General features: G+C 36.0%; 10 protein-coding genes. 3 read left to right on the forward strand and 7 right to left on the reverse strand.

All coding sequences use genetic code 11. The features are described from left to right. Window position 1: 1 nt before the first annotated feature. Both Q0845_RS27255 and Q0845_RS27260 read right to left on the reverse strand, forming a co-directional pair. Window positions 2-1459 (reverse strand): DUF1501 domain-containing protein, encoded by a 1458-nt coding sequence (locus Q0845_RS27255; RefSeq protein ID WP_298521046.1) that lies wholly within the window; start codon window positions 1457-1459, stop codon window positions 2-4. A gap of 2 nt (window positions 1460-1461) precedes the next feature. Further along, window positions 1462-3816 (reverse strand): PSD1 and planctomycete cytochrome C domain-containing protein, encoded by a 2355-nt coding sequence (locus Q0845_RS27260; protein ID WP_298521048.1) that lies wholly within the window; start codon window positions 3814-3816, stop codon window positions 1462-1464. 208 nt (window positions 3817-4024) lie between these two features. Between Q0845_RS27260 and Q0845_RS27265 the strand changes: the two genes are divergently transcribed. Beyond that, complete coding sequence (locus Q0845_RS27265) at window positions 4025-5776, forward strand: helix-turn-helix domain-containing protein (RefSeq protein ID WP_298521050.1); 1752 nt, start codon at window positions 4025-4027, stop codon at window positions 5774-5776. Window positions 5777-5875: 99 nt separating this feature from the next. Next, window positions 5876-6109: a hypothetical protein gene (locus Q0845_RS27270; RefSeq protein WP_298521052.1), complete on the forward strand. Its 234-nt coding sequence runs from the start codon at window positions 5876-5878 to the stop codon at window positions 6107-6109. A gap of 749 nt (window positions 6110-6858) precedes the next feature. Here Q0845_RS27270 and Q0845_RS27275 read toward each other — a convergent pair. The 5 genes from Q0845_RS27275 to Q0845_RS27295 form a co-directional block, all read right to left on the reverse strand. Continuing rightward, window positions 6859-8037 carry an acyl-CoA dehydrogenase family protein gene (locus Q0845_RS27275; RefSeq protein ID WP_298521054.1) on the reverse strand — a complete coding sequence of 393 codons (1179 nt, stop codon included), beginning with the start codon at window positions 8035-8037 and terminating at the stop codon, window positions 6859-6861. 104 nt (window positions 8038-8141) lie between these two features. Continuing rightward, complete coding sequence (locus Q0845_RS27280; RefSeq protein WP_298521056.1) at window positions 8142-8855, reverse strand: methyltransferase; 714 nt, start codon at window positions 8853-8855, stop codon at window positions 8142-8144. Window positions 8856-8858: 3 nt separating this feature from the next. Beyond that, entirely contained in the window at window positions 8859-9368 is a 510-nt protein-coding gene (locus Q0845_RS27285) for a GTP cyclohydrolase (RefSeq protein ID WP_298521058.1), read from the reverse strand. Between the two features lie 13 nt (window positions 9369-9381). Next, window positions 9382-9909 carry a ribosome maturation factor RimM gene (rimM, locus tag Q0845_RS27290; RefSeq protein ID WP_298521060.1) on the reverse strand — a complete coding sequence of 176 codons (528 nt, stop codon included), beginning with the start codon at window positions 9907-9909 and terminating at the stop codon, window positions 9382-9384. A gap of 71 nt (window positions 9910-9980) precedes the next feature. Continuing rightward, window positions 9981-10484: a 30S ribosomal protein S16 gene (locus tag Q0845_RS27295; protein WP_298521062.1), complete on the reverse strand. Its 504-nt coding sequence runs from the start codon at window positions 10482-10484 to the stop codon at window positions 9981-9983. Window positions 10485-10797: 313 nt separating this feature from the next. Here Q0845_RS27295 and dnaE point away from each other — a divergent pair, with 313 nt between their 5' ends. Next, window positions 10798-15180 carry a DNA polymerase III subunit alpha gene (dnaE, locus tag Q0845_RS27300; protein WP_298521064.1) on the forward strand — a complete coding sequence of 1461 codons (4383 nt, stop codon included), beginning with the start codon at window positions 10798-10800 and terminating at the stop codon, window positions 15178-15180. Window positions 15181-15364 lie beyond the last annotated feature (184 nt).

Here is a 15364-nt window from a genome sequence, read left to right on the forward strand (position 1 = left end):
ATTAGCTTAGTAAATCGTGAACAACATGACCAGAAACGTCTGTGAGTCTAAAACGTCTTCCTTGATGTTTATACGTAAATTTTGTGTGATCAACGCCCATGAGATGCATCATTGTGGCTTGTAAATCATGCACGTGTACAGGATCTTTGACAATATTATAACCAAAATCGTCCGTTTCTCCATAGGTGAATCCGGGTTTTACGCCGCCGCCAGCCATAAACATGGTAAAGCATTTTGGGTGATGATCGCGTCCGTAATTGGTTTCTGTAAGCGTTCCTTGACTGTAATTGGTACGACCGAATTCCCCGCCCCAAACTACGAGTGTATCTTCTAACAATCCGCGTTGTTTTAAGTCTAAAATTAAGGCGGCAGTAGCCTGATCAATATCTTTGGCTTGCTTTTCTATCTGCGAAGGTAAATTTTCATGCTGATCCCAGCCCATATGATATAATTGAATAAAACGCACATCTTGTTCTGCAAGTCGTCTTGCTAATAAGCAGTTTGCTGCATACGTTCCCGGAATCGTTGCGTCAGAACCATACATTTGTATGATGTGATCAGGTTCTTCTTCAATATTCATTGTGGTTGGAACCGAAGTTTGCATTCGATATGCCATTTCGTATTGTCCGATGCGGCTGTTGATTTCTGGATCGCCAAATTCACGTTCTTGTTTTTCATTGAGTTCGCTTAAATGATCGAGCATTTTTCTACGTTCGGCACGCGTCATTCCTTCAGGATCTTTTAAGTATAATACAGGATCTTTCCCTGAACGGAATTGTACACCTTGATGTAAAGAACTTAAAAAACCATTTCCCCAGAGTCTGGAATATAACGGTTGCGATAACGGTCTTCCTGTTCCGCGAGAAAGCAGTACTGTAAATGTGGGTAAATTGTTGTTTAAACTTCCCAAACCATAACTCATCCAAGAGCCAATACTTGGTCGTCCTGCTTGTTGCGAACCCGTTTGGAAAAAGGTAATGGCAGGATCATGATTGATGGCTTCTGTGTGCATAGATTTTACAAAGCACAATTCGTCTACAATTTTGGCAGTGTACGGCATGAGTTCACTTACCCAAGCGCGTGATTCGCCATATTGATCAAACTTGAAATTACTTCCCACTAGCGGAAATGTATCTTGTCCAGACGTCATTCCTGTTAAGCGTTGTCCTTTTCGAACAGAATCGGGTAAATCTTGTCCGCGCAATTTGTCTAATAAAGGTTTGTAATCAAACAATTCCAATTGTGATGGTCCGCCACTTTGAAATAAATAAATGACACGTTTTGCTTTGGGTGCAAAGTGTGGTAAATTCATTCCTTTCAAAGGAGAATCGGCAGCTTCAACAATAGCAGAAAACGGATCAAGCATAGACGCAGCAGCAATTCCGCCAATTCCTAAACCTAGTTTTTTTAAAAACTGTCGTCGTGTATTGTTTAAAAAATGTTTGTGAACTTCTTCCATAATTATCCTTTTACAATTGCTTCATCCAAATTGAAAATTAGACTTGTGAGAACGCCAAACGCGTATATTTTTTCTTTAGAAATTTCGTTGGTAATACTATTTTCTGCGATATTTATTTTTTTAGTGACATCATAATTTGATTCGGCTTCTCTTAGAAAAGTCAACAAATTTTCCACTTCGGTTGCATCAGGTTTTCGCGAAGTAATTTTTCTAAAAATAGTTTCAATGCGATTTTCATCTGTTAAGCTTTCTTCTTGTAACACTTGAACCGCTAAGGTATTGGCTGCTTCTATCAGTTGTGGATCATTTAGCATGACCAATGCTTGCAAGGGCGTACTTGTTTTTTGTCTTTCAACAGTGCAATAATCGCGTGTAGCCGCATCAAAAGTCATCATTGCTGGTGGCGGAACGGTTCGTTTCCAAAAGGTATATAAGCTTCTTCGGTATAAATTTTCACCAGAATCCATGATGTATTTTGTCAATCCTTGTCCAGAAGTTGTCTCTGCCCATAATCCTTCTGGTTGATAAGGTTTTACACTTGGCCCACCAACTTTTTCAACCAACAATCCGCTTACGGCAAGTGCATTGTCGCGAATCATTTCTGCAGTCAATTTATCACGTGAACTTCTTGCCAACCAAACATTATCAGGATCAATTTCTAACAAAGCATCACTTACTTTAGTCGTTTGCTGATACGTATTTGATAACACCATACGTTTGATCATTTTTTTGGTGTCCCAACCTTCTTCACGGTACGTAATTGCTAGCCAATCCAACAATTTAGGATGTGAAGGCAAGGCACCTTGATTTCCAAAATCGGAACTTGATGCTACGATTCCTTTTCCGAAAATTTGCTGCCATAATCTGTTGACAGCAACACGTGAAGTTAGTGTGTTCTTTTCATCAAACAACCAATTTGCCAAGCCAAGTCTATTTTGCTCATAGTTTTCTGTAAAAGGCAACACTGCTTTTGGCGTTGTAAAACTCACTTCATCACCATGTGCATCATACGCTCCACGTTTGAGTACAAAAGTTTTTCGTTTTGGCGCATCGTCTTTCATGACCATGAGTTGTACTTCTTTGATAGAATCTGGCATATTGATGAAATTCAGTGTTTCATCAATTTCTTTTTGTGTAATTTTTATATTGGGTTTAGGAATTTCGCCATAATCCATGCGTCCTTTTTCATTGACTTTGTTGAAAAAAGCATAAAAGCCAAAGTATTCTTTTTGCGAAATAGGATCGTATTTATGATCGTGACATTGCGCACATTCCATCGTCAATCCAAGTAAAGATTTTGAAACTGTATTTGTGCGATCTAAAACGTATTCTACGCGATATTCTTCATCAATAACACCGCCTTCTTGAGTTATTTTATGATTTCGATTGAAGCCTGTTGCTAGGATTTGTTCCAAAGTTGCATTTGGTAATAAATCACCTGCTAATTGCCACTTTACAAATTCGTCATATGGTATATTCCTATTGAACGCACTAATTACCCAATCGCGCCAAGGCCACATCGTACGTTCCAAATCATCTTGATATCCGTGTGTGTCAGAATAGCGAGCAATATCGAGCCAATTTGTGGCAAAATGTTCGCCAAAACGTGTTGAGTTCAACAAACGATCTATCACTTTTTCGTATGCATTTTCGTCTTCGTCTTGTATAAAAGCATCAATTTCAGCTAGACTTGGTGGTAATCCTGTTAAATCAAAATACACACGTCTAATTAGCTTTTCTTTACTGGCTTTTTGCGATGGCGATATTCCTTTTTGAGAGAGTTTTGTTAGAATAAAATTGTCAATTTCATTGGCAATCAAACTATCATTCTTTACTGTGGGAACTTCACTTTTTTCAGGCATAACAAATGCCCAATGATCTTTCCAAACGGCACCTTGTGCAATCCATTTGGTTAATATTTTCTTTTCATATGTGCTTAGCGAAAGATTGGAATCTTCTGGCGGCATTAATTTGATAGGATTTTCCGTGTTGATGCGTTCTACAAGCGCACTTGTAATGGTATCACCCGGAACAATAGCAAAGTGATTTTTTTGTTCATTCAGTGCGGCAAAAGCTCCTTCTTTGGTGTCTAATCGTAAATTAGCTTCACGTGTACCATCATCGGGACCGTGACATAAATAACAACGATCTGAAAGAATAGGCTTTACATGAAAAATATAGTCAATAGTTTCAGGAACTTTATCAGCATTATTAATGTCAGTAGTAGTTACTGTGTCAATTGCTACATATGTATTTCCGTTTGATCTATTGAAATATTTGTATGCTAGTACGGCTAAAAATGGCACTAAAAAATAGCATACTAACAGAAAAGGATTGGTTTTCTTTTTCGTATTCAAAAGTAGGTTGGTTTGTTAGCTAAATTTTCTTTGTTTAACTGGTCAACCAATTAAACTTTCGTAAGATACTAATAACCAATTTATTTTTAAAAAAATTAACATCTGTTAGTTGGATTAATACGCCATTTAGCGCTGTTATTTTTTTCTAAAACGAAAAAATTGTGATTGTAAATTAATTTTCTGAATAAAACATAGTACTTTTAATCATATGAAGCGACTGTATTTTCCCTTTATTTTTTCCCTTTTCTCCTTTTACATACATGCACAAGATCAACAACAAGTAGTGTTGGAAATGGACTCATTGCAGAGTTTTTCTGCGGATTCCTTAAAGTCACTAGCTGTTTCCAGTCGATATAAGAATCCGCTGCGAGCAAAAAGCTATGCTTTGGCATATTATACCAGAGCAAAAAGTCAAAATGATATTCAAAATAGATATAATGCAGCTTATTTGAATGCAGAAATTTATAATGTGCTAGGAGAAAAAGATAGCGCCCATTTTTTTGTAGATGAATCTATGCAGATTGCATTGAAAGCGAACAAAGAAGAAGATTACTATAATAGTTTGCGTTTAAAAGGAGGTATTTGCTTTAGTTATGACGATTATGCAAATGCTATTTTACATTATACGCAAGTTTATAAATACTTTGAAGAAAGAAATGATATCGTTAGACTGGCAAAAATTAGGCATAATATTGCATTAGTTGAAAATCAAATTGGTCGACGAAAACAGGCATTGATGAAGGTAAAAGAAAACCTTCGTTTGTATGATGAAGGAATTCTTGAGAAAGAACCTAAAATGGCAGAATATTTAAATACACTATTGAATTTAAGCAATATTTATACAACCATTGCAGATGATTTTACGAATGATAGATTGCAGTATTTGGACTCAGCAACTACATACAGTGCTTTAGGATTGCACAAGAGTTTAGAAGCAAGTGATTTAGAAATTCACAGTATTTTTCTAGCTATACAAGGAATTATTCATCAAAAAAAAGGGGAATTGTCCAAAGCAGCCGTCAATTTCAGTGCAGCTGAAAAACTAATACATACACTCGGATTGTACAATCAGCTATCGATCGTCTATTTGCACAAAGGGAAAAACTATTTTTTGCAAAATAATTTTGATGATGCATTGAAATATTTATTGAAAACAGATTCCATAATCACTAAAGATGATACCTATTCTCCGCATCTTCAAGAAACATATATTTTATTGGCAACCGTATATGAAAAGAAAGGAGACATAAAAAAGTCTTTAAAGTACTTTAAAATCTTTGAGGAAAAGGATACTGAGAACGATATTCTTATTCGTCAAGTATCTGAAAATCTTTATAAAAAATATGATATTGTCACCTTTAAAAATAAAATAGAATCACTTACAGATGCTACAAAAACAGCACATTTTAAATCAAAAATATTAATTTATGTCTGTGTGTTTTTAGGAATATTTACGATACTAGGTTTTTGGTATTATAAAAATCGTGAAAAAACGTTTAAGAATCGTTTTGATGCAGTTTTAAACGAACTAAAGGATTTGGAAAAAATACAAAAAGACAGCGAAGAAAAAACCTCTCAAGCATACAAAATTACAGATGAGAACATTCAAAAAATCTTGGACGGTTTGGAAAAGTTTGAAAAGAAAGAATTGTTTTTACAAAAGAAATGTACGCTCAATTATGTTGCCAAAAAAGTGAATACCAACAGCACGTATTTATCAAAAACATTACAATCACACAAACAGAAAAAATTTGTACAGTACATCACAGATTTGCGTTTGAATTATGCGTTAACACGTTTAAAAAATGACACTCGATTTAGGACCTATGACATTAAGTCGATAGCTTCTGAACTTGGATTTAATACAGCAGAATCGTTCTCAAAAGCTTTTAAAAAACGGACAGGTATATATCCTTCGTTTTATATCAAGAATCTCAATAAAATCAAGGATGAAGCTTAGATTTATTGGTCGTATTTACATAAATACGACTGTTTCTTCTTGGGAAGATTTTTTTTCAAGATTAACTTTAGCAGCATAAACTTTTTATTACTATTTACAATGAGAAAAAACAGAAAATTAAATCTAAGAAAACTTAGTATTGCTAGACTAGATATGAGTCTTGTAACAAGAGGTGTTAAAGGAGGAACTGACTTGGGTACAAATGATGTCAATTGTCAAACTAATGAGGTTAACTGTCAGACTTCGGTAAAAACGAGACCTGAATTTACCGATCCGAATGGTCCAAATTTATGTGAACCAACTTATACATATCTTGTAGGTCCTTGTATTTAAATGCGCTACTTTTAATGTTAAGAATCTCCAAGGATTACGGTTTTTGGAGATTTTTTTATTTTTTTTACTTTTTTCAATAAAATGTAAAGCATTGTAAATCAGACTATTGCGTATTTTTCAAATTGAAAACCTACTATAATTACGGTAAAACCGTAACAGAAGTAATGTTTTATCGTATCCACCTCACGAGATATAGTTTAATTTTGTTAAAAACATATTGAGGTTTAGGGGAATCTCATTATAATAGTATTATTCTATTAGATAAAAGGGAGATCATGCTTGTGATTACTCCCTTTTTTTTTTAGTGTTGCTGAGGAAACTTAGAGAAATATAAAAGTTAGTTATGTATTAAATCGAGAAATTAGGGGGTCTCATTTAGTAGTGAAAATAACTTCCATTAACCTAAAAAGGGATTTCCCAAACTTTCGACTCTTCCAAACAATTCAGCAGTATTTATTTTCAAAAATAGTTCCAAAAAGGCTGCGTGAATTTATAAATATCACGATACTTTTTTATTTAGAATAAATTAAAATAACTACATTTGTACCCTAATTAATATCTAAATAAATTCTTATGTCTTTTTTAATCGCCATCGAAGATGCTCCTGCAAAATCGAAGAAAAAAATTAAGATTGCACAGAGTGTAAAAAGCAAGTGTTGTAAGAAATACAAAAAAGGAAAGGGCAAGCGCTGTAAACGTTGCCCATGTTTTGATTTATTGAAAAAAGCTTCGTAAAAAGCTTCTGTTTTTTATTTGAAAGCGTTTAATCCAGTAACGTCAAGTCCTGTGATTAATAAGTGAATGTCATGTGTTCCTTCATAAGTAATAACACTTTCTAAGTTCATCATGTGACGCATAATTGAATATTCACCACTAATTCCCATTCCACCTAACATCTGACGTGCTTCACGGGCAATTTTTAAAGCCATATCCACATTATTACGTTTAGCCATAGAAATTTGTGCAGAAGTAGCTGTACCATTTTCACGCATTACTCCTAAACGCCAAGCCAATAATTGTGCTTTGGTGATTTCAGTAATCATTTCAGCTAATTTCTTTTGTTGTAATTGAAATTGACCAATAGGTTTTCCAAACTGAATACGTTCTTTACTATAACGTAAAGCAGTATCGTAACAATCCATGGCTGCTCCAATAGCTCCCCAAGCAATTCCAAAACGTGCAGAATCTAAACATCCAAGCGGCGCTCCAAGTCCAGATTTTCCTGGTAATAAATTTTCTTTAGGAACCTTTACGTTGTCAAAAATTAACTCCCCTGTAGCAGAAGCTCTTAATGACCATTTATTATGTGTTTCTGGTGTAGAAAATCCTTCCATACCACGCTCAACGATCAATCCGTGAATTCTTCCTTCTTCATTTTTTGCCCAAACCACTGCGATTTGACAAAAAGGTGAGTTTGAAATCCACATTTTCGCACCATTCAATAAATAATGATCGCCCATATCTTTATAATTGGTCGTCATTCCTCCAGGATTACTTCCGTGATCAGGTTCTGTTAAACCAAAAGATCCCATCCATTCACCAGAAGCTAACTTTGGTAAATATTTTTGGCGTTGTTCTTCGTTTCCGTACTTCCAAATAGGATACATTACTAAAGAAGATTGTACAGATGCTGTAGAACGAACTCCAGAATCTCCACGCTCAATCTCTTGCATGATCAATCCGTAACTAATTTGGTCTAAGCCAGCACCACCATATTCTGCAGGAATATAAGGTCCAAAAGCACCAATATCTGCTAACCCATTAATGATTTGTTTTGGAAACTCAGCACGTTGTGCATAGTCTTCTATAATTGGCGAAACGTCTCTCTTTACCCATTCGCGGGCTGCATCTCTTACTAATTTATGTTCTTCGGATAAAAGCTCGTCTAAGTTATAGTAATCAGGAGCTTGGAATAAATCTGGTTTCATTAATCGTGTGTTTATAGCATTTTTTAATACTCAAATTTACGGAATGTCCGCAAATAGCGATCACAAAAGTAATTAATGAAATGTCACAAAACAAAGACAAATTGTTATAATTTTAAATAAAAGGCTTTTGTGAGTGAAATATAAGCGTCTGTATATTGGTGTCTTGCAGTTTCAATGACTAATTCTTCAATACTATTCGCTTTCTCTTCAAACGAAAAAGAAATCAAACTGCGTTTAACTTCTGCTTCAGGATTTCCTTTTACATGACAAGTTTTATAAGGAAATAAATTGTTGGCTTTCGCTAGATTTACAAAATGCTCATATGCTTTGTGCGGAATAATCGTGTGAAAAGTTCCCGTAGGTTCTAACAAATGTGCAACGCCAGCTAACAATTCTTCAAAAGGTAAAGCGTCTGTAAAACGTGCCGTATCACGCTGTGTATTGTCTGTTTTGTAATTTTCGGTATAGAAAGGCGGATTGGATACAATTAAATCGTATTTGTCTTCAATTTCCGCTACAAATTCATCCAGACCTGCGTGATAACAAAACAATCGATCGCCCCAAGGAGAATTTTCAAAATTATCAACAGCTTGCTCGTACGCATCATCATCAATTTCAATGGCATCAATTACTTCTGCATGGGAGCGTTGTGCCAATTGTAGTGCAATCAAACCTGTACCTGCACCAATATCTAAAATAGAAAACGGATTACTTTCTATAGAAGTCCAAGCGCCTAACAAAACTCCGTCAGTACCGACTTTCATGGCCGTTCTATCTTGTTGGATGGTAAATTCTTTAAAGCGAAAAGGTTTGCTCATAACTTATAATTCAAGCGATTTTGTTCCTGAAATTGTAATTCCGTGTTGGGTAAGTGTATTGACTTTCTTCTGATTGTTGGTCAACATGGTAATCGATTTGATATTCAAGGCTTTTAAAATCTTGGCTGCTGCCGAAAAATCGCGCGCGTCTTTTTGAAAACCTGCGGCTTCATAAGCTTCTGCTTGCGGCATTCCGGCACGTTTAAAAGGAATACTTTTTAACAAAGCATAATGTCCATTTCCTTTTCCTTCTTGCTCTAGCCATATCACAATTCCGCAACCTTCTTTCTGAATCAATTGTTGTGCAATGGCCATTTCTTCTCTGCATTCACATTCAACACTATTAAAAATATGTGCATGAATACAGGAAGAATGTACACGACACAATACATCTTCTCCTTCAGAAATATCGCCCATATAAAAAGCGATGGCTTCTTTCTGTCCATCATAAAAAAGTACTTCATGAAAAGTTCCGTACTTCGTTTTCAAATCGACTTCCGCCATTTTTATCATCCTACATACTTTTTTATTGTAAATACAAATCTATCAAGCCTTCGGGCGCTTCTATATGAATGGTTTTATTGTCGCGATCTACCTTTTTAATAATATCATCATTCATCGGAATCAAAATCTCAATTGGTCCACGTTCCACTTCAAACAAAGGTTGTGCTGTTGAATCGTTCACACCTACAATCGTTCCAACCTTTCCAAAAGAAGCATCTTCAATGGTAAAACCAATAACTTCATGATAATAAAACTTGTTTCCTTCTAACTTTGGTAAGGCTGCTAATGGTAAATACAAGTCACATTTCAATAATTGGTCGGCATCTTCTTCTGTGTCTACATCTTCAAACTTCAACCGCAACAAATCTGACTTGTGCAAAGAGGATTTCTCAATAAAAAACGGTAAAAAATCACGTCCAAGTTGTACAAAAACAGCATCCAAATCGTCGTATAAATCTGGTTGGTCTGTATCTAGTTTTGCAAGCAATTCGCCTTTAAAGCTATACTTCTTAACAATTTTTCCTAAATAAAAACAGTCTTCAATTCTCATATCAATATCATAAAAAAAGCCTAGCAAATTTAGTATTTACTAGGCTAAAAATTATATGTAATATCTATAATTTATTCTTCTTCACCTGCAGGAGCTTCTCCAGCATCTTCAGCTGCATCTTCTACAACAGGAGCATTAGCGGCAATACGAGCTTCGTTTACAGCTTTTTCTGCTTCAAAAGCTTTCGCTTTTGCATCAGCTTCAGCTTGCGCTAAACTGTCAACTTTACCTTGTACTTTACCTTCTTTAGCTTCAATCCAAGCAGTAAATTTCTCTTCTACTTGCGCTTCCGTTAAAGCACCCTTACGAACTCCACCAAGTAAGTGATTCTTGTACATAGCACCTTTGTAAGAAAGGATTGCTCTTGCAGTATCAGTTGGTTGAGCACCGTTTTGTAACCACTGTACAGCGCCATCAACGTTTAAGTCAATAGTTGCAGGGTTAGTGTTTGGATTGTAAGTACCTAATTTCTCTAAGTATCTACCATCTCTTTTTGCACGCGCATCAGCGGCAACAATCCAGTAAAAAGGTTTTCCTTTTTTACCGTGTCTTTGTAATCTAATTTTAACAGACATAAAAATTAATTTGTGAGGTTCTCGACCTCGATTATTAATAAGGCTGCAAAAATACTATTATTTCTGAAACACAACTACTTAAAACGACTTTTTTTGGTATTTCCGCCCAGAAAAAGTGCGGTCGTGTCTTCGCTAGTCGCTTTTCTAGCCACAAAAATAGTTAATAACTTTACACTTAACGTTTCTTTCTGTGGCTAAAAAGAGCTCCAACAAGCCGCTCAACCACTAATACGGTGTTAATAACTCCATCAGAAAAACAGGAAAAAAAATTGTAATTTTATAGCTTCAAAATCCTCCGATACAACCACGTTATATGTACTTAATATTTGATACCGAAACCACAGGTTTACCAAAGCGTTGGGACGCACCAATTTCTGATACAGACAATTGGCCAAGATGTATACAAATTGCTTGGCAATTGCATGATGAATTGGGGAATCTTATTGAGCATCAAGACTATTTGGTACAGCCTGATGGATTTAATATTCCGTATGATGCTGAAAAAATTCATGGAATTTCTACAGAATTAGCAGTCGAAGAAGGGATAACCTTAGATGAAGTATTGTCAAAATTCAACATTGCCTTGTCCAAAGCAAAATTTATCGTAGGACAAAATGTAGGTTTTGATGTCAATATTATGGGCGCAGAATTCTATCGTGAAGGTGTTGAAAATAATTTACAAGAATTACCCGTATTAGATACATGTACGGAAGCAACGGCAAGTCTTTGTCAATTGCCAGGAGGAAGATTTGGGAAGTTTAAGTTACCAACACTAACTGAATTACATCAGTATCTTTTTGGAGTTGGTTTTGGCGAAGCGCATAATGCAACTGCCGATGTTGAAGCAACTACGCGTTGTTTCTTAGAACTCATTAGAAGAAAAGAATATACAATTGAGCAGCTAGATGTTGCGCCAGATTATTTTGAACGTTTCTCGGAAAACAATCCGCAGTCAATCGAAATGATCGGATTGAAACATATCAATCTCAAAGCAGCATCAGAGAAAATCCGAAAACGTTTAGCCAAAACACAACAAGGCGAAGGTATTTCTCAACAAGAAATTGAAGAAAATCTTGAAGCTTTAAAAAATGCGCCGTTTTCACACTTACACAATCATTCGCAATTCTCAGTATTGCAATCTACGTCAAGTATTGGCGATTTGGTAAAAGCAGCCGGAAAGTATAACATGCAAGCCGTGTCTATCACCGATCATGCAAATATGATGGGCGCGTTTCACTTTGTAAAAGAAGTGAGCAGTTATAATAAAGGTGTCAAAGCTAAAATTGCGGAAGCGGAGGAAAAAGGAGAAACTACAGATGCACAAATATTAAAACCTATTGTAGGTTGCGAATTTTTTGTTTGTGAAGATCATGAAGATAAAACCAGAAAAGACAATGGATATCAAATAGTTCTTTTAGCCAAAAACAAAAATGGCTATCACAACTTGGCAAAAATGTCTTCCATTGCTTATACAAAAGGATTCTACTACGTACCACGAATCGATAAAAAAGTAATTGAGCAATACAAAGAAGATGTCATTGTATTGACTGGAAACTTATACGGAGAAGTACCAAGCAAAGTGTTAAATGTCGGAGAAACTCAAGCAGAAGAAGCATTACTTTGGTGGAAAGAGACGTTTCAAGATGATTTGTATGTAGAAATCATGCGTCACGATCAAGAAGATGAGAATCGTGTAAATGAAGTCTTGGTCAAACTAGCCAAAAAGCATGATGTTACCTTAGTAGCAACGAACAATACATATTACATCGCACAAGAAGATGCAACAGCACATGATGTTTTATTATGTGTAAAAGATGGTGAAAAACAAGCAACGCCAATTGGTCGCGGACGTGGTTATCGCTACGGATTGCCAAATCAAGAATATTATTTCAAGTCGCCAGACGAAATGAAAACCTTGTTCAAAGATTTGCCGCAAGCCATTCTTTCTATACAAGAAATTATAGACAAAGTAGAGCCATTTGAACTCGCCCGTGATGTATTATTACCTGCGTTCGATATTCCAGAAGAATTCCAGTTCGAAGAAGATAAAATGGATGGTGGAAAACGTGGAGAAAACAAATATTTACGTCACCTAACCTACGAAGGTGCAAAAAAGAGGTATGGTGAAATTACACCAGAAATTGAAGAGCGACTCGATTTTGAGTTAGCAACTATTGAAAATACAGGATATCCAGGATACTTCTTAATTGTAGAAGATTTTATCCGCGAAGCGCGAAACATGGACGTTTCCGTTGGGCCAGGTCGTGGATCTGCCGCAGGATCGGTAGTAGCCTATTGCTTATGGATTACCAATATTGATCCGATGTTGTACGATCTACTTTTTGAGCGTTTCTTAAATCCTGATCGTGTATCCATGCCCGATATTGATATTGACTTTGATGATGAAGGACGTGGTCGTGTCATGCAATATGTAATTGACAAATATGGTGCGAATCAAGTAGCGCAAATTATTACCTACGGAACCATGGCAGCAAAATCTTCCATTCGTGATACAGCACGTGTGTTAGATTTGCCATTGAGTGATGCAGACAGAATTGCAAAGCTGATTCCGAATACCAAATTGGCAAAGATTTTTGGAAAATCGGAAGCAGAACTCAAACAAAAATTTAGAGCGGAAGAAGTTGTCCTTATCAACGAATTGGTGAATATTTCGGAGGAAGATGGTTTGGAGGCTGAAACGGTCAACATGGCGCGTGTCTTAGAAGGTTCGGTTCGTAACACCGGAATTCACGCTTGTGGTGTCATCATTACACCAGATGATATTACAAAGTTCGTTCCTGTTGCTTTGGCGAAAGATTCAGATATGTACTGTACACAATTTGATAACTCAGTTGTGGAAAGTGCAGGTTTGCTAAAAATGGACTTCTTAGGTCTAAAAACACTTACGCTAATAAAAGATACCGTCAAGCTAGTTAAATATAAGCACGATGTTGAAATTGACATTGAAAATATTCCGCTTGACGATGAAGAAACCTATGCATTATTCCAGCGAGGAGAAACGGTAGGTGTGTTCCAGTATGAATCTCCCGGAATGCAGAAGCACATGAAATCGTTGAAACCAACAACCTTTGCCGATCTCATTGCCATGAACGCATTGTATCGTCCAGGACCGATGGAATACATTCCGAGTTTCATTAGAAGAAAACACGGAGAAGAAGATATTGAGTACGATTTAGATGCCTGTGAAGAATACTTAGAAGAAACTTACGGAATTACAGTATATCAGGAGCAAGTGATGCTGCTGTCGCAGAAATTGGCAGACTTTACCAAAGGTGAAGCCGATGTCTTGCGAAAAGCGATGGGTAAAAAACAGAAAGCTGTACTGGATAAAATGAAGCCGAAATTTATCTCGCAAGCATCTGAAAAAGGGCATGCAGAAGATAGACTTGAAAAAATCTGGAAAGACTGGGAAGCATTTGCAGCTTATGCCTTCAACAAATCGCATTCAACCTGTTATGCTTGGATTGCCTATCAAACAGCTTATTTAAAAGCACATTATCCTGCAGAATATATGGCAGCGGTACTTTCCAACAATATGAACGATATCAAAACGATTACTTTCTTTATGGAAGAATGTAAACGTATGAAATTGGACGTACTTGGTCCAGATGTGAATGAATCGTTCTATAAATTTACCGTAAATGATCAAGGAGCAGTACGTTTTGGAATGGGCGCAATTAAAGGAGTTGGACATGGCGCTGTAAAAACTATTGTAAAAGAACGTTCGGAAGGAAAATATAAGTCTGTATTCGATTTGGCGAAACGAATAGATCTTCGCGCAGCAAACAAAAAAGCTTTTGAAAACTTAGCACTTGCTGGAGGATTTGATTCTTTTGGAGATACACACAGAGCGCAATATTTCCATGCAGAAAATGATGGCATCACATTTTTAGAAAAAGCAGTAAAATACGGAGCAAAATTTCAAGAAAATAAAAACTCAGCACAAGTTAGTTTGTTTGGTGAAGCAAGCGAAGTGCAAATAGAAGAACCCAAAGTGCCGCCAGCAGAAGAATGGGGAACCATGGAGAAATTGGCGCGTGAAAAGGAAGTAGTAGGAATTTATATTTCGGGACATCCTTTGGATGATTTTAAAGCGGAAATGAAATTTTTCTGTAAAGGTGACTTGTCCTATTTCTCTCAAATGGAAAACTATGTAAATCGTGAAATTCCTTTTGCGGGCGTTGTGACGGAAGTACAACACAGAGTTTCTAAAAACGGAAAAGGTTGGGCATTATTTACTGTAGAAGATTATTTGGAATCGTATGAATTTCGAATTTTTGGAGAAGATTATTTAAAGTTCAGACACTTCTTTGTGCCGAATTCATTCGTATACATAAAAGCATTCATAAAAGAAGGTTGGGTAAATAAGGACACAGGAAAACGCGGAGATCCTAGAATTCAATTCAATTCCATGCAATTATTGCAAGATGTGATGGAATCGGCGGCGAGAAAGTTAACTATTCAATTGGATGTAAATAAATTAGAAGAAAAAACACTCGATTTTATCAATGAAATCTTAGAAACACATAAAGGTGATAAATCGTTGCATTTTACGTTGTATGAAGCAAAAGAAAAGATAAAATTGCAATCGCCAAGTAAAAAGAAAAAAGTAAACATTACGCAGGAATTATTGGATGCTTTAGCGGAAGAAAATATTTTGTATAAAATCAACTAAGAATGTTTATTGGCTAAATGCTAAATGCTAAATGCTAAATGCTAAATGCTAAATGCTAAATGCTGAATGCTGAATGCTGAATGCTGAATGCTGAATGTTGAATGTTGAATTTTGAATGTTGAATTGTTTGTGAAACGGTTCAATTCGTGGAAATGATTAAGATAAAGCAATAGAAAAACCATTC

It is taken from the genome of uncultured Kordia sp. (genome assembly GCF_947489565.1).
Lineage (GTDB): Bacteria > Bacteroidota > Bacteroidia > Flavobacteriales > Flavobacteriaceae > Kordia.